We start from the raw sequence: 24,253 nt of genomic DNA, 5'->3' as shown, positions 1-24,253 counted from the left end.
GGACCAATAATTTTAATGTAAATTGGATCTTTTACCTTGTCAATGTCACTCGTAAAATAAGAGTCACATCGTAACGGGAGGCAGCTCTATCATGCGCAGAAAAGAATTCGAAGTAGACAATCTCGAAGAATGTGCGTCGTTCCTGCACGACCGCAATGACGGCGTGCTCACGTTCAAGGGAAACGACGGCTGGCCCAAGGCCGTTCCGCTCAATTATGCTTACGCGGAGGGTGCCGTATACTTTCACGGCAGCAAAAAGGGAGAAAAGATGAGCGGCATGGCCGAGGACCCGCGCGCGGAATTCGTCGTTTACGAAGCGCATGCCTTTATCCCTTCTTATTATAGCGACCCGCTGATGGCCTGTCCGGCGACAGTGTACTTCCGCTCCGTCCGGATCAGAGGCCGGATCGAGCAGGTCGAGGAGCCTGCGGAAAAAGCGCTGGCGCTCGCCGCTCTGATGGCCAAAATGCAGCCGGAGGGCGGACATCTGCCCATCGATGCAAGCGATCCGAAGTATGTGCCGCAGCTCAAAGGCGTGGCGGTGATGCGGCTCGTCGTCGAGGAGATGGCCGGCAAGTTCAAGTTCGGGCAGAACCTGTCCGAAAAGAAGCGCGGCGAAGTGATCGCAGGTTTGAAGACGCGCGGCCTGGACGGCGATGCGGGAACAATTGAGTTGATGCAGCAGTATGCCAAGCATAAGCAATAGCGATGCGAAATTGCAGCGATTGCGCTGCAACTGCACTGAAACTACACTGAAACTACACTGCAACTACACTGCAACTGTATTGTAATTGCGAAGCGACAATGATGCGATGGCGATGCGGCAGCGATGTGTCGGCGATGTGTCGGCGATGCGAAGGTGACGGCCGGTCACGGTTTTGTCACCGATTTATATTCGATTGTTCAAGAGAAGTACGCGCCCATTTGGTGACGCATAGGGTACGATCGTGTATAATAGCAACTGATGCCCTGCTTGAGAAATTTTCTCATCTTTCTCGTCAGGGACACGATCATGTGGAAGGATGACGGCAATGAACCCCCTCGCGAAACAGCTCAACGACACCATCGCCAAGGAACAGCCCCGGATCGCGGAGATGCTCTCCGGACTCGGCAAGGCCATTTATTTTCCCAAGATAGGCATCCTGAGCCAATCCGCCGAAGCGAAGCAAAAAGCGAAAACGTACAACGCGACGATCGGCATCGCGACGGAAAACGGGCAGCCGATGCATCTCAAAATGATCCAGGACAAATTGTCTGCCTATAATCCCAAAGATATATACGAGTATGCGCCGCCGGCCGGCAAGCCCGAGCTGAGAGTCGCATGGCGCGACAAGATGCTGCAGGAAAATCCGTCGCTCGAAGGCAAGACGATCAGCATGCCGGTCGTCACGAACGCGCTGACGCACGGCCTCAGCATCGTCGCCGACCTGTTCGCCGACGTCGGCGATGCGGTTATCATTCCCGACAAAAACTGGGAGAACTACGAGCTGACCTTCGGCGTGCGCCGGGGCGCCGAGATCGTAGAGTACCCGCTGTACGGCGCGGACGGCGCGTTCAATGCGCAAGGCTTGCGCGAGGCGCTGCTCTCCCGCAAAGCTCAGGGCAAGGCGATCGTACTGCTCAACTTCCCGAACAATCCGACCGGCTATACGCCAAGCCGCGAAGAAGGCGCAGCGATCGTATCCGCGATCAAAGACGCGGCCGAAGCCGGCATCAACGTGGTCGCGGTGACCGATGACGCATACTTCGCGCTGTTCTTCGAGGATTCGCTGCACGAATCGCTATTCGGCGCCCTTTGCGGCCTGCACGAGCGCGTGCTGCCGATCAAGATCGACGGCGCGACCAAGGAAGAATATGTATGGGGCTTCCGCGTCGGCTTCATCACCTACGGCGGCGCCTCCGAGGCGGCGCTCGCGGCGCTCGAACAGAAGACGCTCGGCATTATCCGCGCGACCATCTCGAGCGGTCCGCATCCGTCTCAGACGTTCGTGCTGGATGCCCTGAGATCGCCTGACTTCGCAGCCCAGAAGGCCGAGAAGTACGCGATCATGAAGGGCCGCGCCAACAAGGTCAAGCAATTGCTCGACAGCGGTAAATACGATGGCGCATGGTCTTATTATCCGTTCAACTCCGGTTACTTCATGTGTCTGCGGCTTGACGGCATCAGCGCCGAAGCCGTCCGGCAGCTTCTGCTCGATCAATACGAAGTCGGCACGATCGCGCTCGGCGAGCACGATCTGCGCGTCGCCTTCTCCTGCATCGAGGAGCCTTACCTGGAGGATCTGTTCGACCGCATCTACAAAGCCGTCACCGAGATCAGATCCGGCGTTGCGGAGCAGGTCTAGATCCAGTTCCCGCCCCGCCGTTACATCCGTACAAACAACAAGGCCTTGCCACAAGTCATGCGCTGCATGGCTGTCGGCAAGGCCTTTTTCCTATGGCGCTCATGCGCCTGACATCCTGCAACTCGGGGCATCGAATACGCTGTACCGGTTGCGCCCCTGCTCCTTGGCCCTGTACATTGCGGTATCCGCCGCATGGAGCAGCGTCGTCGTGTCTCCCCCATGATCCGGCCAGTAGGCAATGCCGATGCTGACTGTCACGGGCGAATCGGGCAAGATCGCCCCGCGATGTCCCGTCAACCCGGCCAGCAGCTCGGCTGCCGTCCGCTCCGGGTCCCAACCGCGCCCGCCGGCAGGCAGCAGAATCGCGAATTCATCGCCGCCAAGCCTGAACAACAGCGCGCCCGCCGGCGTGCTATCCCGCATGTTCTCCGCAATCTCACATAGCAATGCATCGCCCGCCTGATGGCCGTGCAGATCGTTGATCGACTTGAACCGGTCCAGATCGAGCAGCAGCAAGGCGCCGACGCTTCCGTTTTTCAACATGGAAGAGATCGAGTCCTGAAAGTAAAGACGGTTGCCGACGCCCGTAAGCGCATCGTGATACGCCAGATACAAAATTTCCTCCTCGGCCTTCTTGCGCCCGGTGACATCCTGCAGCACGACGTAGTACTGACGCTCGCCATCGGCGGTCAGCTCATTGAGATGAACGATCATCCGCCTCGACTCGCCTGTCACCGCGACCATGCTGACCTCTACGAGCGCCGAACCGCTCCCGCCGAGCGGCAGCCGCTCCCCTTGCTCCAGAAACATCGCGAGCGGCTTGCCGATCAGCTCGGCTGATGACAATCCCAGCAGCAGCTTGATTACCGGATTCGCGTCGCGGATCTGACCGTTCGCATCCAGCAGCACGACGCCGAACGGCGACAGCTCGAACAGCACTCTGTACTTTTCCATGAGCGATGGCATCAATCCATACAGCATCATGGCCCTGCGGATGAAAAACGCGAACAGCAGCATGGCATAGAGCAGCAGCAGCGGCATCGCTGCAGCCTCGGCATCGCGCGAAGCCAGCAGCATGGCCGAAAAAGCCGTGACGGCCCCTCCGAAAACGCCGAACCCCGCTTGAGCGAGCTGCGAGCGGGCCGATGACGGCGCGGAACGGACGACACCCCATCCGAAAACCCACACTGCCATGCAATAGAGCCATGTCGTCGCCGAAATGACGAGCGATACCGGAAGCGAGCGGCTCCCCCGCTGTACGATGCCGGCACCGTCGGCGTATACCCCATATAGATCAGGCTGCGAGATGACCAGCACGACGAGCACCCAAGGGATGGCCAGCGCCAGATCCAGGTAAGGTGCGGACTGCTTGGCGGTCTGGCCGCTCAACTGACGCATGAACAGCATGACGAGAAAGCCGAGTACGAAGGAGGGTACGATCACGAACATGTTGATGAGCTTCGCGGCGTGCTCCTCGGGAAAAACAATTGCGAGAAACGAGGTGCCGAATTGAAGCATCATAAATGCGAACATGATCGAGGCAAGCCGGTTCAGCGTGTGCCGCGAATTGCGCAAATACGCCTCGGCCGACAACCAGCCGAGCAACGCGCAAGGGATGAGGTGCAGGGCGAGGTTTGCTAAAAATCCGCCCATGGATCGAGTCCTCCCACATGCTTCGTTATTTTAATGACAAAACCGTATGCAGCCGTTCAAAGTTTGGTTATAAAGTACTATTCGATAACCATGCCGATTTTCCTGCTTTTCCATGAATACATTCTTTTTTACAGTTCGTCTTCATCGTCCGCCGCCGCGGAGCGTCTGGGCAGCAGCCAGCCTGTCCAGGCGAGCGCCGCAGCGAGCGCAGGCAGCCATAATGCCGGCGAAGCGATCGCATGCGGCAAGCCTGCGGCGAGCCAGAGCAGCACGGCGGCTGCGAGTCCTGCCGTCCGGATGACGGCCGATGCCGCAGGGCGCCTCCCGTCGGGGGAGAGCGGCACGACTGCAGCATGCTCGGCGAAGCGGATCCGACCGAGCTCTGTCAGCTGCAGCCCGCCGACAATCACACCCACGGCATAGACGATCATATCCACCGCCTGCGTATGGGCGAATAGCGAGACGAGCGCCATCAGTACGCTCCAGCGCCAGAAGGCGCCGAACGCCTCGCCGCGCAGAAAGGTTTTGGCGTACAGGAAGTGCCAGGCAAAACGCCGGCTTCGCGGCACGCAGTCGCCGATCCAGGCGATCCAAGGGCGCGCTGCGGCGGCGGGGGCTTCGTTGGGCAAATCCACGAACCAGCCGAGAAAAGAAAGCCAGCGCCTGCGGGCGGCGCCTTCTTCGGCGATCAGCCGGTCCCACGGCAGCTTGTGACGGGGCGTGAGCCGGGCGGTGATCGAGACGGCGACTGCCGCCAGCACCATAAAGCCGGCGGCAGCCGGCAGCGGCTTGGTCAACAGCGCAGCCGCCGACAGCAGCGTGACCGTCCAGCGGGCGAATCGCAGGGCGAGCCGGGCGGTCGAGGAGGCGGCGCGGCGTTCTTGCCAGCCGCCGTATGTATTCCAGGCCGCCAATAGCCCTAGCGCGGCGGCCAGTGCGGCCCAGCCGACCGGGTGAGACGGAGCGGCACTCGCCGTCACCGGGGCTGTGGCGTAGAGCGGCGCGAAGACGGCGAAGACGGCCAGCGTCCTGATGGCGCCGGCCAGCGCGGATCTGCGCACCGCCGGGAACAGGCTCTCGGACAAGACGCGAGATTCGGCGGGCAGCAGAAATACGGTATCGGCAGGTTGCAGATAACTCCGCAGCGGTATGTATACGGCGGCGAAAAAAATCAGCCCGACGCCTACGGCGTCCGCGGGCCAGGCCGGCGGCATGTCGGACAGCAGGCCCGCATAGCCTGCGATCAGCGTGATGCCGATCGCGGCCAGCAGCAGCGCCAGACCGCTCTGCGCCACGTAGCGGAGATACGGGAACATCTCGCGGCGAAAAGCCGCCGCCCGCTCGTTCCGCCAATCCCGGGGACCCGGCTGCGCCGGGCCGCGTGCCGGATTAGCCACGGGGAGCGCCTCCTTCAGCGGCGGCAGCCTCGTCCGCAGCGACGATCAGACGCTCAAACGCATCGTCCAGCGTGCTGCCCTCTCCGGATGCACCTGCCGCAAGCTTGACCTCGCCCGGCGTACCGCCGGCGAGAATCCGTCCCTGATGCAGCACGACGATCCGGTCCGCATTGCGCTCGAGCGCCGGCAAAATATGCGAGCTGAGCAGGATCGCGGAGCCTGCCGCTCTCGCCTCGTTGAGCGCCTGGACGAGCGCCCGGGTCGCGAGCGGATCGAGCCCGAGGAACGGCTCGTCGATGATGAGCAGCGGCGGCGCGACGAGCAGGGCGTTCATCAGCATGACCTTCTGCCGCATGCCCTTGGACAGCGTGCCGGGCAAAGCGCCCATGGCATGCTTCATCCGGAACGTCTCGGCGAGCGCCTCCGTCCTGCGCGCCGCCTCGCGCGTCTCCAGCCCGTAGGCCGTCTCCGTCCAGCGCAGATGCTCGGCAACCGTCAGATTGGGAAACAATGACGGCTGCTCCGGCACATACGCACAGGAAGCTCTGTACCGCTCCGGGTCGTCCGCCAGCCGGATGCCCGCCACCCGCACCTCGCCGGCATGCGGCAGCATCAGTCCCAGCACATGCTTGATGGCCGTACTTTTGCCTGCGCCGTTCAAACCGATGAGGCCCATCATCTCACCGGGCTGTATGTCGAAGCTGACTTCGTGAAGGACAGGCTTGCGGACGCTGTAGCCGCCTGTCAGCCGATCGAGCGTTAACGCTGTTGCCATGTGAGCGGCGTCCTCCTCCGGTCCTGAGTATGTATGCTTCTTTTATTATAGCGAAGCTGCCGTCTTCATGCATGCCGCACAAGAAGCGATAGCGCATCGGCGAAAAAAGGACGCAGCGACGATCATCCGCCGCAACGTCCTGTGACTGGTTCACTGGTTCTCGGGCCCTTGATTCGCCCGTTTTTCCTTCAGCCAGCGCGGAGCGCCTTTGTTTTTGCGATCCCGCTCCCGATTTTCCTTGGCCTTGGCGGCCTTGAGCGTCTTGGCTCCAGGGGCGGCTTGGATCGCTTTGCCCGCCTTGCCGGGCTTAGCCGCCTTGCCTGCCTTGTCGGCTGTCCGGCCCGGGTCCTTGGCGCGGCTCGCCGCGGGGCGCTCGGCTTCCCGACCGCCGCTCCGCCCGGCCTGCGCGTCCGGCGACTGCTGAGCTGCCGCGCCGCCGGGAGCATGCCGCTCCGCCCGGCCTGCGGCCCCGCTCTTCGCGGTTCCCGCGGGGCTGCCGCCAAGCGTGCGCTTAGGTCCCTTGGCCCCGGAGGCCGCCATGCCCCGCTCGTGTGCCGACGCATCGGCGCCATGCGTCCGCTTCGTGCCAGCCTGGCCTTGCGTGTGCGCATGCGAGGCCCGCTTCCCGCCGTCCCGGGAAGACCTCGGACCGCGACCGGCAGCGCCGCCGGACTCGCCGGACTCGCCGCTTGCCCCGTCCAGGCGGCCATGGACGAGCCGCCGCTCGCGGATCTCGATGCGCAGCTGCTTGGCCAGCTTGTCCATAATGAACTGCTCCTTCGGCGTCACGATCGTGACGGAGATGCCGCTGTGGCCCATCCGGCCGGTCCGTCCCGCGCGATGGACATAATGGTCCGCGTCGAGCGCCGGCTCGAACTGCAGCACGAGCGACAGACCCGGCACGTCGAGCCCGCGCGCAGCCACGTCCGACGCGATGAGCAGCTTCGTCTTGCCTTCGCGGAATTTGCGCAGCACCTCGCCGCGCTCCCTGCCGGGCGTATCTCCGTACAGCGCATCGACCGCGAAGCCCTCGTACCTCAGCTTGGCGAGGAGCTCCCCGATCCGCTCGATATCGTTCACGAACAGCAGCGTGGACACCGGCTTCATCGTACGCAGCAGACGGCGCGTCAGATCGATCTTGTCGCGCGGATCGCTAACTACATACAGATGCTCGATCGTCTGCGGCAGACCCGGCTCCTGCTCCTGCTGCACCGTCGTCTCCCAAGGGTCGCGCAGCCATCTGGCCTCCGCCGCGCGCATCGTATCCGAGCGCGTCGCCGATACGAACACCGTCTGCCTGTCCTTGGCCGCGCCCTTCAGCACGAACTCTACGTCGCCTTTGCCACCGAGCGAGAATACGCGGTCGGTCTCGTCCACGACGATGTGGCGCACCGCATGCAGCGGCAGCTTGCGCAGGGACACGACCTCGCGGATGCGGCCCGGCGTGCCGACGACAATGGCCGGCTTGCCCTTCATGCGGTCAAGCTGCCGGGAGAGCGCCGCGCCGCCGATCAGCGCGACGGTCTTCAGGCCGAGCGGCTCACCGTACTGCTCGGCCACGCGCACGATCTGCATCGCCAGTTCCTGCGTCGGCGCGATGACGACGGCCTGGGTCTCCCGCTTCGCCGGATCGACCAGCGCGAGCAGCGGGAGCAGGTAGGCCAGCGTCTTGCCGGACCCCGTAGGGGAGCGCAGCACGCCGTCTCTGCCTGCCAGCAGCTGGGGAATGACGCCCGCCTGCACCGAGGTCGGCGCCGCGATGCCTGCCGCTGCGAGCGCAGCCGTAAGCGCGTCGCCAAGGCCCATCGCGGCGAAGCCTGCGCTCTCCCCGGCTGCCTCCTCGATGCCTACCTGTTCCCCGACCTCTGTACTTGCTTGCGTTGCCTGCGGCTGCAATTCCTCTATCTGATCCGGTTGATTAACCCGATTTTGTTCCGACATGGATCGTTCTCCTTTTGATTCGGCGCGCCTTCGGCGTCATGCCGTCATTTCTTGTTGAGTATGCGGGCGGCGGCACCCGCCGTCCACGCAGGGAACAGCTGGATGAGCTTCGCCCCCGCTGCGGATACCCAGGGCAGATCCCGCTCCGGCCGGCCTGTCTCCAGCAGCTTCACGAGCGCCTCGGCGACCTTCTCGGGCCGCATGAGGAAGCGGCGGATGTTCCGCTTGTACGTTCCCTCCGGGTCCGCCAGATCGAAAAACGGCGTATCGATCGGCCCCGGATTGAGCGCCGACACGCGAATGCCCGTCCCCCGCAGCTCCTGCCGCAGCGAATTGGTGAACCCGAGCACCGCGTGCTTCGACGCCGCGTATCCGGTTGCCTTCGCCGTGCCGATCTTGCCCGCGATCGATGCGACATTGACGATGTGACCCGCCCCCGCGCTTCGCATGAAGGGATAGACCGCCTTGCAGAAGCGGACGGTACCCATATAATTCACGTCCATCATGTCCTCGAACCGCCCGAGGTCCGTCTCCTCGAAGGACAGAAACTCGCCGTAGCCCGCGTTGTTCACGAGCGCATCGATCCGGCCGTAGCGATCGAGCGCGTACGCTGTCGCCGCGCGCACCGAGTCGGCGCTCCTCACGTCGCAGGCGACGACAGCATGCTCGCTCCGGATCGTCGCCGACACGGCGGCCAGCTTGTCCCCGGACCGGGCAGCCAGCACGGGCACCGCCCCGCGCTCGGCGAGCAGCCGGGCAGCCAGCGCGCCGATGCCGCTGGAAGCGCCGGTCAGCAGGACGATCCGGCCTTGCAGATGGTTGGTTGGCATCTTGTCTTCTCCTCCGCCGACGGTCCCATGCCGCCATGCACAGTACAACATCGTCTGTCTATTATAATCCGCCGGACAGCTGTCTTGCGGTATACGCATCCCATGACCGCCGTCCGACGACGCATTCATGCACAGAGTCGAAAAAAAAGCCCCGGTCGGGGCTTCCTTATTGTAGCATATTGAGCGCCGCCGCACATCTCAAGGCGCCCGGCCAGCCGTTATCTCCCAAGTCTCAAGCGATGAGCACCTGGATCTCCATCTCCCCGATACCGTCCATAATAAGCGGTACGGCAAGCGCGCGGCGGATCTCGCCGTGGCTCTCCAGCATCGAATGGACGATCCGCGGCGGCGTAATGTCGACGTGGACCCCCTGATTGAAAAGAATGGTCGAGGCATTGCCGCTGATCATGTTGCCCAGCTCGGAAATCGCGCTCTTGCCCATATCGTCGATCTCCGTGATGACAAAGCCGCCCATCATGGCAGAGATAATCTTCAGCGCGACGGACTCGCTCAAACCAAACACGATATCCCCGCTCATATGACCGGTAAGACCGATCTGAATCCAGACATGATTGTCCACGAAATGGATGTCTTTGACTGCCAATTGACCTGTACTGGGCCGAATCTGGACCATCTGTTCGATGACCATGCGGGCCGATTCCAGGAAAGGATTGATATATTCCGCCTTCATTCGCGAACGAAGCCTCCTTGCGAACCGTTTCTCGATCGGAATTCACATGCAAAATGCGCCGACGTTCGACAAAATCCCACTTCTCTTGTCTAGTTGCCCTCATTATACTTAAATTATGTGGACACGTATACTTATTTTCGCCATTTATCGGTACTTTTGAACGACTTTAGTCCCAAGGACCTATGAAGAGTCAGCGGTATTGTACCATCCATGGGCAAGCCGATTAAACGATCCGGAGGAACGAGATGCCAAATCTGTGGGCGCATATTCAGTTCGGCAGAGAGATCGCAGAGGGGATGCGACTGCGTTATATGGAAGATTCCGAGGCACGGAGGTCGTTCCAGCTTGGCTGCCAGGGGCCGGACTTCCTTTTTTACGATCACTTCCTGCCCTGGCAGCGCCATCATACGGCTGCCAACCGGCTCGGGAGTTTGCTGCACAACGTGGCATGCGGGCCGTTTATCGTCGATCTGTTCGCGGCAGTGCGGGGGGACGCCGGCGGCAGGGCGGCAGAAGCTTATGCGGCGGGATTCCTGCTGCATCATGTGCTGGATCGCCATGTTCATCCATACGTATTCAGCCTGTCGGGCTTCGGCAAATGGAAGCATCAGGCGTTCGAGACGGCGATGGACGCGGCGATTCTGTGGCGGCGCGCGGGCATCCACACGGGCAACACGCCGGTGGCTGGCGAGATCGACACCGGCGGCAGGCTGCCGGGCGGGCTGACGGAGCCTTTCTATCGGCTAAGCTGCAAGCATTATCCCGGTTTGTCCCGGGAGCTGACTCCCGACATGCTCGACGCATCCGTCCGGCAATTCGTCTCCGCCCAGCGTCTATTTTTCGACCCGAGCGGATGGAAGGGCAAGCTGCTGCTCGGCCGGATCGCGCCCTTCTCCCCGCCGCCGCGGCCGCCGGCTTGGGACGTGCTGAACGCGCGCCGCAGCGGCTGGATCGACCCGACGGACAGGACCAGGACGAGATACGAGAGCGTGTACGAACTGTGGGAGCTGGCGCTGGCGGACGGGCAGGCCGCGCTTCGCGCGGGGCTCGATTGGCTGGCGTCCGCGTCCGCTGCCGAAGCGGACGCCAAGCGCGCACAATTCGAGGCGCTGGTCGGCAACGTGTCCTATGAGACCGGGCTGCCCTGCGGCAGCGCCGTCATCACGTTCGCGGAGCCGGTCATCTGAGTTGGGCCAGTCATCTGAGCGGGGCCAGTCATCTGAACGGGCCGGTCAACTGAGTTGGGCCAGTCATCTGAGCGGGGCCGGTCATCTGGACGGGGCCAGTCATCTGAGCGGAGCCGGTCATCTGAACGGGGCCCGCCGCCGAATTGCGGCTGCAGCCGATATTGACGGACCGTCTGCTATTGACGGGCCGTCTACTCGACCGCCTCGCGCCAGCCCTTCTCCAGATTGACCAGCGCGAGCAGCGCGATGCCGACGACGAAGAACAGCGCGATCGCCAGAATCGCGGCGCGGCTCGAGCCCGTGAGCAAGCCGACGAGGCCGAATACGAGCGGACCACCAAAGGAAAAGAAGCGGCTGGTGAAGCTCAGGAAGCCGTTGAACTCCGCCGTGCGGCCGGCGGGTATCAAGCGGCTGTAAATCGCGCGGGATGTCGACTGCGCGCCGCCCTGCACGAGGCCGACGAGCAGCGCAAGCGCGAAGAAGTGGATCGCACTCGTCATGAAGTAGCCCAGCAGCACGATCAGCACGTAGACGGACAGCGCGCCGTACAGCATCTTTTTGCCGCCGATCCGGTCCGCCAGCCGTCCGAACATCCACGTCGCCGGGAAGCCGACGAACTGCGTGAGCAGCAGCGCCCCGATGAGCGCCTCCTGCTTCAGGCCGATATCCGTACCGTAGCTGGTCGCCATCACGATAATCGTATTGATGCCGTCGAAGAAAAACCAGTAGGCCACCATGAACTTGAACAGCTCGGGATAGCGCCGAATGCTACGGAAGGTCTGCGAGAGCCGCGCCAGCCCGTCGCGTACGCTATCGGCTACCGAGCCGCTCGCCGTCCCCTCCGCCTCCCGCACATACCTGAACAGCGGCAGCGAGAACAGCACCCACCAGACGCCGACTGTCGCGAAGGACACCTGCGAGGCGCCGGCCGAGTCCTTGAAGCCGAACATCTCCCAGCCGAGAATGAGCGCGAGGTTGACGGCCAGCAGCACGCCGCCGCCCAGATAGCCCATCGCGAACCCGCGCGCGCTGACGCGCTCCCGCATCGGCTCCGACGCCACGTCGTTGAGCAGCGCGTCGTAGAAGGTACCGCCCATGCCGAAGCCGATCATCCCGATGACGACGAGCAGGGAAGCGGCCGGCCAATCTCCCTCCCCGATGAATGCCATGCCGATGCAGGCGGCCGCCCCGAGATAGGAGAAAAACCGAAGAAATCGCTTCTTGCCTCCGGATCTGTCGGCGATCGCGCCGAGCAGCGGCGACAGCACCGCGATGACGAGCGCTGCGGCGGTCTGCGTGAAGCCCCAGTACGAGCTCGCCCGACCGTCCGCCAGCCCTGCCGCAGCGACGCTCCCGTAATAGATCGGCATGACCGCCGCCATAATTGTCGTCGCGAACGCGGAGTTCGCCCAGTCGTACATGATCCATGCGCGTACCGCTTGTCGATCGTCCCGCACTGCATCGCCGCCTTTGAACAGATTGATGTCCCCTCTTCATTCGACATCGGGCGGGGCATTCTCCTCCATACGCGGCAAAAAGCCCGGCGGGCGGCGATCAAACGCCGCCCGTACCGGGCTTTTTATCCGTTCTGCTTCGGCGGGCGCTCCCTGCGCCGCCAGCCGTCGTCTTCGGTCCGCACTTCGTCGTACACGCCGTTCTCGGCCTCGGCGATGATCGTACGCAGCCAGTCCCGCTCGGCATGGCCGAACTCTAGGACGCCTTCGATCATACGCAGCGCGCTGGCGGGAATCCGCGCCGCCTTGACTTCGAGCACCTGCTCGAGCGACGCGATGCGCGCCTCGCAGGCGGCGAGCTGCCGGGCGGCGATCTCCGCGACGCGATCCTGATCGGCGTACCGCAAGAAGGGCATCGCCAGCATCATCGGATGCTGCGGATACGAGGGCAGCTCGAGCTGGGCGTACATCAGCCTGTCGAACTCCCGCCGCCCCGCCTCCGTGATGCGGTAGATCGTCTTGTCGGGCCGGTGCTCGCCCGGCACGGGCACGGTATGGACGGCTTCGATCCAGCCGCGCGCCCGCAGTTGATCGACCGCATAGTACAGCGAGCCGTCGCGCAGCCTAAATGCATACGTCCAGTTCCGTTGCACCATCGCCTGACGAATGTTGTACGGATGGCGGTCCTTCTCCATCAGCAGGCCGAGGATGAGCAGCTTCATCGACATGGCGCTAGCTGCGCTCCGACGCGCCCCCGGTCCGGGCGGATTCCGCGCTTCCCGGCTTGCCTGCGTTCGAAGCGGCCATGCGCGCCTTGCCCATCAGGATGGCGAACACGAACGCGAGGACCGGCAGCAGAGCCGCCCACTGGAAGGTCGTGATGATCGATTCTCCCAGCTCGTTCAGCAGCTTCTGCAGCACATCCTGCGGAATCTTCATGGCTGCCTGGACCGTCGGATCGAGCAGCGCCTGTCCGCTCTTGATCTGCGCCGCCAGCTCGGGGCTGGAGCCCGGCATCGCCAGCACATCGGATTGGAAGGCGTGCTTCTGGATGGCGCCGAACACCGTAATGCCGAGCGCCGAGCCGATCGTCCGGAAAAACGTAATCAGCGAGGATGCGGAGCCTTTGTACTGCGGCGGCACGGAGCCGAGCGTCGAGATGTTGAGCAGAGAGAACGAGACGCCGATCCCGAGGCCCACGACGATCATGTACATCGTGATGATGCCGCGGCCCGTCGACAGATCCATCGCGAAGCCGAGCAGCGCGGCGCCGATCGTGAGCACGATCGACGAGACGAGCATCGTGCTCCTGAACGCGAACTTCCCGGCTACGAGTCCGCCGATCTGACTGCTGATGACGACCGCGATCATCATCGGCGTGAGCACGAGGCTCGTCTGTGTGGCCGTCTTGTGGAAGACGCCCTGGATGAACAGCGGGATGTACGTGGCGCAGGCGATCATGACGCCGCCGTACAGGAAGCTGATCATCATGCTGCTCGTGAACAGCCGCTTCTTGAACAGCGTGAGCGCGATGATCGGGTCCTTGGCCGCGCGCTCTGCCAGCAGGAACAGCACGAGCAGCACGCCGGAGGCGACGAAGAAGCTGACGATCTTGGCCGAATCCCATGCCCAGCCGTCCGAGCCGCCCAGCTCGAGCGCGAACATGAGGAACAGGATGCCCGCAGCCAGCAAGATGGCGCCGAGCCAGTCGATGCTCTGCTTGCGCCGCGTGGCCGATTCATGATAGGCGCGGTAGATGAAGATGAACGACAGGATGCCGATCGGCACGTTGATGTAGAAAATCCAGCGCCAGCTGATGTTGTCGGTGATCAGCGCGCCCAGAATCGGGCCGAATACGCTGGACATGCCGAATACGGCGCCGAACAGCCCCATCATCTTGCCCCGCTTCTCCTGCGGGAACAGGTCGAAGATGATCGTGAATACGATCGGCATGAGCGCGCCGCCGCCGATCCCCTGTATGGCGCGGTAGATGATGAGCTGGTCCATATTCTGCGCCGTGCCGCACAGCACGGAGCCGAGCAGGAACAGCAGGACGCCCAGCAGGAAAAACCGCTTGCGCCCGTACATATCGGACAGCTTGCCGAAAATCGGCGTGGCGACGACCATGGCGATCATATAGGCGGAATAAACCCAGACGAACTTGTCCAGGCCGCCCAGCTGCTGAATAATCGTCTTCATCGCGGTCGACACGATCGTCTGGTCCAGCGCGGCCATGAACAGGCCGAGCAGCAGTCCTGCGATCGCGAGTTTTACATTGCTCTTTTTGACATCCATTGCGGATTGATTCACTCCCGTTTGACTTTAAATTGAAGCCTTTTTTGATTATACTCAAATTTGAGTACAGCGCAACATGTTTTGCATGTCAGCTTTGCGTACGTATCGGATTCCTTCTATAATAAGACAACAAGAAATTCTTCTTATACCGATGCGCGGCTCGATAAATAATTCAAATAGGGAGGAGCGATTCGATTGAACATCAATCAGCTGGAGACGCTGCTGACCATCTCGAAGACGCTAAGCTTCCGCAAGGCCGGCGAAGCGCTCAACCTGACCCAGCCGGCCGTCTCCGCGCAGATCAAAAGCCTGGAGGACGAGTTCAAGACGATTCTGGTCGACCGCAATCATCCGGTGACGCTGACCGACCGGGGGCAGGTGTTCCTGGAGCACGCACAGCGCATCCTGTCCATCGTCGACGAGCTGAGGCAGAAGCTGTCCGACCTGGATCAGAACCCGCAAGGCCATATCGTGATCGGCACGACCACCTCTATCGCGATTCAGATCCTCCCCCGCGTGCTCTCTTACTTTCAGAATCAGTATCCGCTCATCAAGACGACGATACATACGATGTCTTCCTCGCAGGTGATGGCCAACGTGGAAAACGGCACCATCGATATCGGCATCGGCTATCTGGCCGAACGCAGCGCACATGTAGAAACCTCGGTGCTGTACTACGATACGTTCGAGCTGGTCGTCGCTCCGGGCCATCCGCTCGCCTCCCGGACTCGCGTGACGGTCGGCATGCTGCGGGATGTCCCGCTCATCCTGCTGTCCCCCGACACGCTCGGACGCCGGTTCGTGGACAAGATCCTCAAGGAATACAACATCGATCCCAATCCGATCATGGTGCTGAGCAGCAGCGAGGAGGTCAAGCGGATGGTCGAGCTGAATCTCGGGGCGGCGATCGTCTCCAAGCTGTCCATCGCCGGCGAGCTGAAGCGAGGCACCCTGAAGATGATTGCGGTCGCGGAGCTTGAGGTGAGCCATCCCGTCGGCGTCATCACCAAGTCCGGCCGGTATGTGAGCCATGCGATGCGGCAGTTTTTGAACGATCTGAAGGGAATGCCGGAGGATCAATTCACCGGCAGCGAATAAGGATAAATATAGGTAGTGATCAGAGGAGGCGTACCCCATGGAAAAATTCGATTTGCATACGCATCACGAGCGCTGCGGCCATGCTTCCGGCGTCATCGAGGACTATATCGAAGCCGCGATCTCGGCGGGCATGACGGCGATCGGCATCTCCGACCACTCCCCCTACTTCGCACGGGAGGAAGACCGCTATCAGCCCGGCATCGCCATGGCCAAGAGCGAATTCCCGCATTACGTCGCCGAGGTGCTCCGCCTCAAGGACAAGTACAAGGACAAGATCGAAGTGCTGCTCGGCGTCGAGTCCGACTACTTCCCCGAGAGTGTGGAGATCTATCGCGCCGCCTATGCGCCCTATCCGTTCGACTATCTGATCGGATCGGTCCATCAGACGCGGGGCATCAGCATCTTCAACCGCACCCGCTGGCAGCAGCTCGATCCGTCCGAGCATACGGCGGAGAAGAAGCTGTACTACAAACTGATCACGGAGTCGGCGAACGCCGGGATGTTCCAGATTCTCGGCCACATCGACGCCATGAAGGCATACTATCCGGACTTCTCGGACATCCGGGGCGCCGAGGACGACATCGACGAAGCGCTGAGAGCGGTCGCGGCGAACGATATTGCCCTGGAAATCAATACGAGCGGGAGCACGAAAGATGTCGGGGGCTGGTATCCGTCGGACGCGATTCTAGAGCGGGCGCTCCACTTCGGTGCGGATGTGACGTTCGGCTCGGACGCGCATATTCCCGAGCGCGTAGGCGACGATTGGGAGCATGTGCGGCGGCGTCTCCGGGAGATTGGCTTCGCCAGATGGGTGTATTTCCGCCAGAAGCGCAAGATCGTCGTGCCGCTGTAAATCGTCGTTGACGTGAAGTGCATATGCTGCGCGAGCATCGATCTGGATGGCCTTCATTCGTACAGATGCAAACGTACAGGTACAAAAAAAGAGGCCCGCCACCGCTGGCAGGCCTTCAAAGATATGAAAAAAGGGGGTCTTGTTCGTTATTGTAACCGACGTCTGAGACACTCCGGTAACAGTAATATTGCAATTGTGTTACAAAGCTTAAATGGAATGACCGGGAGCCGAAGCCGGCGTGCGCAGTCCATTCCATCCTCCGGAAGGAGAATAGCACTTTGCACCGGTTCACCGCTTTATTTTGCCTGCTGGCCGGACTCGTGATGATTCGCTTGTGAAGCTCGCTCGCAAAAAAACTAACTTATTTATAGTTGTGTACAAATATAATGTTTCTTCTATTCATTTAGGATGTCGTATGATAAAATAAAGGCACGAAAGGGGTGAGCCGCATGGACTACTCCAGAATGTGCCCTAAATACGAGCATGCCGCCGAGCTGCTCGGCAAGAAATGGACGGGACTCATCGTTCGCGTATTAATGGGCGGTCCGAAGCGATTCAAAGATATGAAGGAACAAATACCGGATATGAGCGACAAGATGCTCACGGATCGCATGAAGGAGCTGGAGGCGTGCGGGCTCGTGAAGCGCACCGTCTACCCCGAGATGCCCGTGCGAATCGAATACGAGTTGACCGATAAAGGCCTGGATCTGGAGGATGTCATCACATCTATCCAGAATTGGGGCGAGAAGTGGATGTAACGTAACGCAGCAGCGGCTGCGGCCAAAAAGAGCAGTTTCGCGCGGCGGCGGCCGGCAGCGGGACCGCTCTTTTTTTGCCGTTATTATGCCGTGAACAACACAAAACAGCCTCCCGCAGTGTATCGGCGGAAGGCTGACTTGGCGCGCACGACAACGTGCGTATCAGTGCGGTTGGGGCGTCTGCGTATGCCGGGCATCCTCGTCGAACCGGCTGATCGCCGCCTCGGCGCGGGCCAGCCAATCGTCGGCGGCTGCGACGGGTGAAGCTGAAGCGGCCGGGACGGGGGCTGCGGCAGCCGGCGCGACGGTCGCCCTGCCGGCGATGAAGTCGAGCCAGCCGGCATAGATGCGGCCGCATGCCCGGAGCAGGGACGGCACGAACAGCATCAGTACGAAGCCGACACCCGCGATGACAAGCGAGCGCTCGAACGGCGACAGCGGCGGCAGCAGCATTTCCATCGTAGCGTCGTTGTAAAGAATATAACCGTACAGGTAATCGCTGACCTTGTAGACGGCCGGGGCAAGCAAGATTGCCGCTACGGACAGCGGTACGGTCAGCGTGACGACGAACAATGCGATGCGCAGCGGGAACCCGAGCAGGCTATTTGCTGCGGCGCGATATCCCTCCGGCTTGCCGAGCGTACGGAACCATGCGCCCCAGGAAGCGCGCTTTTCGCCGGCGGCTTCGTCCTGCTGCGGCTGCTGGGCGATCGCATGCGCTTCAGGCACCGCATGTCCCTCTCTCCAGGCTTCCCACCGCCATTTTTCCCGCTCTGTCCGTTCCGCATTCCATGCCAGCGTACCCGCCAGAATCGGAATGCCGATCCCGACGATCGCCAGGCTGAGACCCAGGACGATGCCGACCAATGTGATGACAAAAGTAACAACGCCGTAAGGCAGCAGCGATAGCTGCAGCTTCCAGGCAGACCATGCGCTCATGCGCGTTTTGGATTTCATGATGAACGTTCCCCGCCTTCCGAACCATTTGCTTCATTGTAGCAATCGGCCGGCCGCTTCATCAGCGTCTGCGGAAGGGGATTCGTCCCCGACCTGAGACCAGTCCCTCCCCAGCCTCTGCATATAGGGCAGCAGCTCATGGACGAGCTCGAACCGGCCGCCGCGCCTGATCGCCGCGTAGGTGCCGTCACGCAGCGCGCCGCCGCCGGGGGACAGGCTGGACATCAAGCCTACCGGTCTCCCCCACGCGGCGCTCTTGAGCTCGGCGAGCCATCCGGGTCCCGCGAGGACGACGGGCCAGCTGCGCGGAGCAGCGGCGATCAGCCTGCCCAGCTCGGGCTCCGAGCTGCGGTTCGCCTGAATCACGAGCACCGCTGCGGGATCGCCGCACACACCCGCCGCCGCTGCGGCGGCGGTGAACAGCTCGCGCAGCAGCCTGCGCCGCCGCTTCGCCAGCCGCCGATACGTCAGCCATCCAGCAGCGGCGCAGACTCCTGCCAGCAGCAGGGCCGCGTCAATCCCGCACGGCAGCATCGGCCTGCCCCCTTGCGCTTGCTCGCCGGGCATGAAGCCCAAGCCACGCGCGTCCCTGCGAAGCGCTCGCCGCCCCGCCCGTCTCCGTGTGCAATTTGAGCGCTTCGAGCAGCCAGACCGCAGCCAGCACCGCCAGCGCGAAGACAACGAGGTCGCTGGCCGATGCCGCAGGCCGCGGCAGCAGCCAGCCTGCCGCCGCGATACCGATGAGGATCGCATTGCGCAGCAGCGGCCTGCGACCGAGCGGGTGGTTCGCGCCGAAGCAGCCGCATTGGCGCTGCGGACCGGCGGCGCTCCTGCGTCCGCGCCGCCAGGTCAACCCGCTCATGGCCGCCAGCGCCGCGATCGCGGCCGGTTCCTTGACGCCCTCCAGCAGGCCGCCGATGCCGAATGCGGCGGCGAGCGCCGCCTCGCCGGCCAGCACGGTCCACGCCGCACCCGGTACGAGACGCTCCAGCAGCAGCCCGTGTCCGGAGATCTCCAGGCGCGCATCCGTCATCGCCCTGATCTTGCCGAATACGGAGGCTGCGAAGATTGCCGCCATCAAGTAATCGCACAGCCAGGCCGCCGCATGTTCCAGTTGCATACGCTTGCCCCCTTTCGATTAAATGCCAAGAAAGCCGGGCCCAGGCCCGGCTCTCCGCGCACCGATTAAGCGCAGCATCCTGCCAACTGATCGCAGTTGACGTATTCGACGTTGTTAGGCGCGTTGGTGTTGACGCAAATTACCGTCTTGTTGTACCAGTATTCCTTGTTGTACTTGATCCCGTTGGCATAACACGTTTTGTTGGCGACGCAGTACGTATATTGCGTCGTCTCGCCGTCAAGCAAATATCCGGATGGGCATACGCAGGCCATTTTAATCACCTCCTCTCATGAGCAGACCGCTCGATAATGAGATGATCTCCGATACATCGTGCGCGGTCCCCGCTCTGGCGATCGTGCCGTCGCCGATGTCGAACAGGACGAAGGGATACGCTTGAACGCCCATCCCCTCGTGAAGCTCGCGAATGCTCACCGGGTATATGGGGAATGTCCATTCGAAATACTCGGCTACCTCGCGCACCTCCTTCGGATCGCCCGCCATGAACAAATGCATCCGGTACCCGGACAAAACCTCCGCCGCAGGCGCGAGATGCGGCAGCAGGGCGATGCAGTCCGCGCAGTGCAGTGTCGCAAATATGAGCAGTCTCGGCTCCCCGCTCGGCCCCGGCGCGCCCGCCCGCTTCAGATCCGGTACCGGCATGCCCGGTCGGGGCAGGTTCATCGACTTGAATGCGGCGTTTAATCGTAGCGACATCGCCTTCAGCTCCTCTCTTTGTCCCGATGGACCGCCTGCTGCTCCGCCCAGATGCGGCTGTATGTCCCTCCGAGTGCCAGCAGCTCGTGGTGGCTGCCGTCCTCGATGATACGCCCCTCATCCATCACCCAGATCCGGTCGGCCAGGCTGGCGACCCCGACGCGGTGCGTGACGAGCAGCATGGTCTTGTCCGCGAACCGGGCCCGGATGGCGGCGATCGCCGCCGTCTCGCTGAGCGGATCGAGCGCGGATGTCGGCTCGTCCAGCACGATCAGATCGACGTCCCCAGGCAGGTGCAGCCGTGACAATGCCAGCTTCTGCCACTGTCCGCCGGACAGATAGATCGAGCTGCCGTCAAGCTGTCCGAGCGGTGTGTCCGGTCCGCGTCCGTCCGCCAGCTCGCCGAGCCCCGCTGCCCTCAGCACACGGCGCAGCAGCTCCTCGTCTCCCGGCACCGACGCCAGCCCGCTTGCCTCGCGGCCTGCGGCCATATTTTCCCGGACCGTCCCCTGGTAGCGGACGAAGTCCTGAAAGAGCACGCGCATTCGCCCGTACATACTGCACCTGTCGAATGCCTCGACGGGAACGCCGTCATACCGCACCGAGCCTCCTTCGGGGACGTACAGGCCCAGCAGCACCTTGAGCAAGGTCGACTTGCCCGAGCCGTTGCCGCCCAATATCGCGATATGCTCTCCGTAGGCGATGCGTGTCTGCGCGATGTCCAGCGCAGGCTTGTCCCGGTTCGGGTACGTATATCGAAGCGCCGGGACGATGACTGTATCGGCGAATGAAAACGGAAGTCCCGGCTGAGTGGCAGCGCGCCCGGTTGCAGCTCCGGCTTCTTGGCGGCCGCGCTCCTTTTCCCCGCTCATGCGATTCCCCGCCATATGCGCATGCGTTTCCTTTACGCCCGCCCAGCTCTGCAGCACCGCCGACACATTCGAGGCGATCAGACTCAGCGCCATCGTGACGGCCATGAAGTCGCCGGCGCCCAGTCCCCGCTCACGGACCGCCCAGGCCGCGGCGCAAGCCGCTGCCGCATAGCCTCCCGCGGATACCGCCTCTCCCGCGAAGCCGACGCTCAATTGCAGCCGCTGGAGCCGGGATAGCAGCCGGTCACACACCCCTTTTGCCGCCACCCATTGCTGCTGGAAATAAAGTCTTGAGCCGTTGACGGTCAATTCCTTCTGCGCAGCAGACGAAGTCAATAGATCGTTCAGGTAGGAAGGCCGCACAGAGGCGCGCTGGAGCTCGCGGCTCAGCTCGGTCTTGCGCTTCACGAGCATCAAGGGCAACGCGCCTTTCAGACAGCCGACTGCGACGGCTATCACTCCGATCCATGGATGGACGCCGCTCAGATAGCGAAATCCGAGGATCGCCGTCAGCAGCCTGGTCAACAGCTGCGTGCTCTGCGCATACAGCTCGTACGGCTTGGCGCTGGCGAACCGGCGGAGCGCGAGCCGCTCACCGTAGCTTGGATGCTCCTGCTCTGCAAGCGGCAGCGCGCCGGTCTCCTCGATCAATCTCAGCTCGCATGCGTTCGCATAGGCCAGCTGCATGCGCGAGGAGCGGTACGTGGACCATGCATTCAGACCCGCCCCTAGCAGCTGCAGTCCCGCCAGCGCGGCGAGCGGCAGGAGGAAGGCGGCAGAACCGGGTTCAAACACGGCATTGATCGCAAGGCCGGTCAATGCAAGCGTCGCATACGATTGCAAAGCGGACAGCCATTGGACTGATGCCGACAGCAGCACACCGAGCCTGTCGAAGCGATACACGCTCCGTACGGCGCGCAGCGAAGCCGACGCGACGTGTACGAAGCCGCTCATCCCGATTCGGCCATGGCTCCGCCGTCGTCTGCCTCGCCGATCCGCAGCAGCGGACGAGCGAGCGCTGCGGCATGTGCCGCCGTGTTGAACAGCCCTGAGCCAATGACGAGCCCTTCGCGGTCGAGCACGATCATGAAGGGGATGACCTTGATCGGGATGCGGGCCGACAGGGCCGAGATCTCGCATCGCGCGATACGGCACGGATAAGCCGCCAGCTCCTCTGCCAGACCCGAATATTCCTCATCGCCGGCTTCGGCCAGGAGCAGATAGTCCAGCTCGGGACGCTCGGCCATCAGGCCTGCCGCCGCATTGAGGTCGCATGCCTCGCATCCTGCGCTCATCACGAACACAATCGCGCCCCGCTCCGTATTCCGTAGCCAGGACAAGTCACTCTGCGCGCCGCCCTCCAGCAATTCGAGCCGGTCTGGGAAACGCTCCCCCCGCGGATATTCCGGCGCGCTGCCGCGATTGAACTTGCGGTATTCCATGGCTGTTGTCTCCTTTATCCCAAATTGATCGAACTGCCGTATGCCGCTCCGGTCTCGGCGCAGCGGCCGCTCTGCCCGGATGGCGCATCCGCTCCCGACCTGCTGCGGATAAGCTCCAGCAGTTCAAGCGTCAGCGCCTGCCTCGCTTCCTCGCGCGGCATCCGCATAAAGCGGGACAACCGCTCGATATCCGCTTCCAGCATCGCGAGGATACGCAGCGTCGCGTTGTGGTCGCCGCGCCCGGCGGCCCACACTAATTGGCGGACCTCATCATCTGACGGCGAATCGCTTCGACCGATTTTCGTTTCCATTTGTTCACCGCCTGTTGGCTGATGCCCAGCTCGCGCGACACTTCCTTCTCCGTCTTCCCCTCTACGATCAGCTTCCGCATGACCGACCTTCCCGAGTCGGAAGGGATACCCAGCAGCACCTCCTGAACATACAGCACCGACAACGTCTGTTCGTCGTCCTCGCCGGCGCCCGAACGTTCTGCCGCCGCAATCGGGAGCTCGCGGTTCATTCGGAACCGGTTGTGATACTGCATCCGCCATGCCGCTCTCGTCAACTGTTGTCTGAATTCCGCGATCAATGTCTGCTTCTCATCCATGTTGCCCCTCCTTCGCTAGCTGCCTGGCTCCCTTCTCATCTATGTAGGAGCCTGACCACACTATTATACAACCAGAACAGGAACATTTGTTCCTGTTTGATCTTGGAACCTGGTCTGCTCCCGTGTCGTCCCGCTTTGTCCTTGTTCCTTCTCTGTCGGCTTAACCACGATTCTGCCGCCTTTTCCAACAATATGTCGAAACAAAATACAATCTATGAGCGTCTAAATTGATAGAATCGGAGGGATTGTGAAATGAAGATAGGCAGATGGCTGATCGCGGGGGCCGTACTCGCGGTTGGCATATGGAAGGCGGACGACATCATCGGGACCGACAAGCAACGGAGCGCAGCGCCCGACTCCTCCGTCACGCAGACGGCCGACCCGTCGCCCACAACCAGCCCAGGCGGACAGAGCCCGGAAGCATCGGCTTCGGAGAGCGCTGCGCCTGATCATACTGAAGCAGCCGATCCGTCGCCTTCGGCATCCGCTACGCCTCCTGCGAAACCGACGGACGAACCCAAGCCTTCGACCGATACCCCGGATAACGGCAAGGGGAACGCGAGCCTCGAAGCGCTGCTGCAAACCAATGCGCCGGGGAAGACAATTAAGGTGAACAAAAACGGCGTCGCCGTCGTGACCAATCCCGACAGTATGCTCGTCCTCGTCAACAAGAAGCGCGAGCTGTCGTCCGAGTATGCGCCTGACGACCTGGTGAAGCCCGACGTTGCCTTCTCCTTCTCGGGCGACTCGCCCAAGCAAAAGATGAGAAAGCCTGCAGCCAAGGCGCTTGAGCAGCTGTTCGCCGGCGCCGAGCAGGACGGAATCACCCTGAAGGCTGTCTCCGGATACCGCGCCTATGCCACGCAGAAGTCGATCTTCAGCCGCAATGCGGATCTGAAGGGCGAAGAAGTCGCAAATCGGACGAGCGCGCGCCCCGGCCAGAGCGAGCATCAGACGGGCCTCGCGATGGACGTCTCCAGCGCGAGCGCTAACTACGAGCTGGAGCAGAAGTTCGGCGATACGAAGGAAGGCAAGTGGCTCGCCGCACACTGCGCCGAGTACGGATTCATCATTCGATTCCTTAAGGGTGAGGAAGACGTGACCGGTTATTCCTATGAGCCGTGGCATGTCCGCTACGTCGGCATCGACGCAGCCAGACAGATCATGGCACAGGGTGTGACACTGGAGGCGTATCTCGAAGCGGCTGAGAAGGCTGCAACCAAGGCATAATTTATATTTGGCGACACATGAGCGAACACCCGCA

At 62.2% G+C, this 24,253-nt stretch carries 25 protein-coding genes; 7 read left to right on the top strand and 18 right to left on the bottom strand.

The features are described 5' to 3' along the window. Positions 1-91 precede the first annotated feature (91 nt). Both VQ071_RS24250 and VQ071_RS24245 read left to right on the top strand, forming a co-directional pair. Entirely contained in the window at positions 92-706 is a 615-nt protein-coding gene (locus VQ071_RS24250; RefSeq protein ID WP_340516827.1) for a pyridoxamine 5'-phosphate oxidase family protein, read from the top strand. A 325-nt stretch (positions 707-1,031) separates the two neighbouring features. Next, entirely contained in the window at positions 1,032-2,345 is a 1,314-nt protein-coding gene (locus tag VQ071_RS24245) for an aminotransferase class I/II-fold pyridoxal phosphate-dependent enzyme (RefSeq protein WP_340516826.1), read from the top strand. A gap of 99 nt (positions 2,346-2,444) precedes the next feature. Here VQ071_RS24245 and VQ071_RS24240 read toward each other — a convergent pair whose 3' ends face one another. From VQ071_RS24240 to VQ071_RS24215, 6 genes are all read right to left on the bottom strand, one after another. Next, positions 2,445-3,998 carry a sensor domain-containing diguanylate cyclase gene (locus VQ071_RS24240; RefSeq protein ID WP_340516825.1) on the bottom strand — a complete coding sequence of 518 codons (1,554 nt, stop codon included), beginning with the start codon at positions 3,996-3,998 and terminating at the stop codon, positions 2,445-2,447. 128 nt (positions 3,999-4,126) lie between these two features. Further along, entirely contained in the window at positions 4,127-5,395 is a 1,269-nt protein-coding gene (locus VQ071_RS24235) for an ABC transporter permease (RefSeq protein WP_340516824.1), read from the bottom strand. Further along, positions 5,388-6,170 (bottom strand): ABC transporter ATP-binding protein, encoded by a 783-nt coding sequence (locus VQ071_RS24230; protein ID WP_340516823.1) that lies wholly within the window; start codon positions 6,168-6,170, stop codon positions 5,388-5,390. The genes VQ071_RS24235 and VQ071_RS24230 overlap by 8 nt, the downstream gene beginning before the upstream one ends. A gap of 150 nt (positions 6,171-6,320) precedes the next feature. Next, on the bottom strand, positions 6,321-8,111 hold the full coding sequence (locus VQ071_RS24225; protein WP_340516822.1) for a DEAD/DEAH box helicase: 1,791 nt from the start codon (positions 8,109-8,111) through the stop codon (positions 6,321-6,323). A gap of 44 nt (positions 8,112-8,155) precedes the next feature. Beyond that, positions 8,156-8,941, bottom strand: a complete 786-nt coding sequence (locus VQ071_RS24220) for an SDR family NAD(P)-dependent oxidoreductase (protein WP_340516821.1) — start codon at positions 8,939-8,941, stop codon at positions 8,156-8,158. Positions 8,942-9,173: 232 nt separating this feature from the next. After that, positions 9,174-9,632: a chemotaxis protein CheX gene (locus VQ071_RS24215; protein WP_340516820.1), complete on the bottom strand. Its 459-nt coding sequence runs from the start codon at positions 9,630-9,632 to the stop codon at positions 9,174-9,176. Between the two features lie 245 nt (positions 9,633-9,877). Here VQ071_RS24215 and VQ071_RS24210 point away from each other — a divergent pair, with 245 nt between their 5' ends. Further along, positions 9,878-10,819 (top strand): zinc dependent phospholipase C family protein, encoded by a 942-nt coding sequence (locus VQ071_RS24210; RefSeq protein WP_340516819.1) that lies wholly within the window; start codon positions 9,878-9,880, stop codon positions 10,817-10,819. Positions 10,820-11,010: 191 nt separating this feature from the next. Here VQ071_RS24210 and VQ071_RS24205 read toward each other — a convergent pair whose 3' ends face one another. The 3 genes from VQ071_RS24205 to VQ071_RS24195 form a co-directional block, all read right to left on the bottom strand. Continuing rightward, positions 11,011-12,276 carry an MFS transporter gene (locus tag VQ071_RS24205; RefSeq protein ID WP_340516818.1) on the bottom strand — a complete coding sequence of 422 codons (1,266 nt, stop codon included), beginning with the start codon at positions 12,274-12,276 and terminating at the stop codon, positions 11,011-11,013. 122 nt (positions 12,277-12,398) lie between these two features. Continuing rightward, entirely contained in the window at positions 12,399-13,001 is a 603-nt protein-coding gene (locus VQ071_RS24200) for a PadR family transcriptional regulator (protein ID WP_340516817.1), read from the bottom strand. Between the two features lie 4 nt (positions 13,002-13,005). Further along, complete coding sequence (locus VQ071_RS24195; protein WP_340516816.1) at positions 13,006-14,568, bottom strand: MDR family MFS transporter; 1,563 nt, start codon at positions 14,566-14,568, stop codon at positions 13,006-13,008. A gap of 195 nt (positions 14,569-14,763) precedes the next feature. Between VQ071_RS24195 and VQ071_RS24190 the strand changes: the two genes are divergently transcribed. The 3 genes from VQ071_RS24190 (at position 14,764) to VQ071_RS24180 (ending at position 17,277) form a co-directional block, all read left to right on the top strand. Then, positions 14,764-15,666, top strand: coding sequence for a LysR family transcriptional regulator (locus VQ071_RS24190; RefSeq protein ID WP_340516815.1), 903 nt, complete (start codon positions 14,764-14,766; stop codon positions 15,664-15,666). Positions 15,667-15,703: 37 nt separating this feature from the next. Then, on the top strand, positions 15,704-16,519 hold the full coding sequence (locus VQ071_RS24185) for a histidinol-phosphatase (RefSeq protein ID WP_340516814.1): 816 nt from the start codon (positions 15,704-15,706) through the stop codon (positions 16,517-16,519). 449 nt (positions 16,520-16,968) lie between these two features. Further along, positions 16,969-17,277, top strand: a complete 309-nt coding sequence (locus tag VQ071_RS24180) for a winged helix-turn-helix transcriptional regulator (protein WP_340516813.1) — start codon at positions 16,969-16,971, stop codon at positions 17,275-17,277. A 162-nt stretch (positions 17,278-17,439) separates the two neighbouring features. On the opposite strand, the gene VQ071_RS24175 is transcribed toward VQ071_RS24180, so the two are convergent. From VQ071_RS24175 to VQ071_RS24135, 9 genes are all read right to left on the bottom strand, one after another. Next, positions 17,440-18,234: a sensor domain-containing protein gene (locus tag VQ071_RS24175; RefSeq protein WP_340516811.1), complete on the bottom strand. Its 795-nt coding sequence runs from the start codon at positions 18,232-18,234 to the stop codon at positions 17,440-17,442. A gap of 33 nt (positions 18,235-18,267) precedes the next feature. Then, on the bottom strand, positions 18,268-18,768 hold the full coding sequence (locus VQ071_RS24170; protein ID WP_340516810.1) for a hypothetical protein: 501 nt from the start codon (positions 18,766-18,768) through the stop codon (positions 18,268-18,270). Continuing rightward, positions 18,749-19,354 carry a MauE/DoxX family redox-associated membrane protein gene (locus VQ071_RS24165; RefSeq protein WP_340516809.1) on the bottom strand — a complete coding sequence of 202 codons (606 nt, stop codon included), beginning with the start codon at positions 19,352-19,354 and terminating at the stop codon, positions 18,749-18,751. The genes VQ071_RS24170 and VQ071_RS24165 overlap by 20 nt, the downstream gene beginning before the upstream one ends. A gap of 65 nt (positions 19,355-19,419) precedes the next feature. Then, positions 19,420-19,626 carry a hypothetical protein gene (locus tag VQ071_RS24160; RefSeq protein WP_340516808.1) on the bottom strand — a complete coding sequence of 69 codons (207 nt, stop codon included), beginning with the start codon at positions 19,624-19,626 and terminating at the stop codon, positions 19,420-19,422. A gap of 1 nt (position 19,627) precedes the next feature. Continuing rightward, positions 19,628-20,068 carry a TlpA family protein disulfide reductase gene (locus VQ071_RS24155; protein WP_340516807.1) on the bottom strand — a complete coding sequence of 147 codons (441 nt, stop codon included), beginning with the start codon at positions 20,066-20,068 and terminating at the stop codon, positions 19,628-19,630. A gap of 5 nt (positions 20,069-20,073) precedes the next feature. After that, positions 20,074-21,894, bottom strand: coding sequence for an ATP-binding cassette domain-containing protein (locus VQ071_RS24150; protein WP_340516806.1), 1,821 nt, complete (start codon positions 21,892-21,894; stop codon positions 20,074-20,076). Further along, positions 21,891-22,382, bottom strand: coding sequence for a hypothetical protein (locus VQ071_RS24145; RefSeq protein ID WP_340516805.1), 492 nt, complete (start codon positions 22,380-22,382; stop codon positions 21,891-21,893). Before VQ071_RS24145 ends, VQ071_RS24150 begins: the two co-directional genes overlap by 4 nt. Positions 22,383-22,396: 14 nt before the next feature. After that, entirely contained in the window at positions 22,397-22,636 is a 240-nt protein-coding gene (locus VQ071_RS24140; RefSeq protein WP_340516804.1) for a hypothetical protein, read from the bottom strand. Further along, positions 22,636-22,989, bottom strand: coding sequence for a hypothetical protein (locus tag VQ071_RS24135; RefSeq protein ID WP_340516803.1), 354 nt, complete (start codon positions 22,987-22,989; stop codon positions 22,636-22,638). The genes VQ071_RS24140 and VQ071_RS24135 overlap by 1 nt, the downstream gene beginning before the upstream one ends. A gap of 252 nt (positions 22,990-23,241) precedes the next feature. Between VQ071_RS24135 and VQ071_RS24130 the strand changes: the two genes are divergently transcribed. After that, positions 23,242-24,219 (top strand): M15 family metallopeptidase, encoded by a 978-nt coding sequence (locus tag VQ071_RS24130; protein WP_340516802.1) that lies wholly within the window; start codon positions 23,242-23,244, stop codon positions 24,217-24,219. The last annotated feature ends 34 nt before the right edge of the window (positions 24,220-24,253 follow it).

The sequence above is a fragment of the Cohnella sp. 56 genome (genome assembly GCF_037963805.1).
GTDB lineage: Bacteria > Bacillota > Bacilli > Paenibacillales > Paenibacillaceae > Cohnella.
This window is presented reverse-complemented; position numbering and strand designations above follow the sequence as displayed.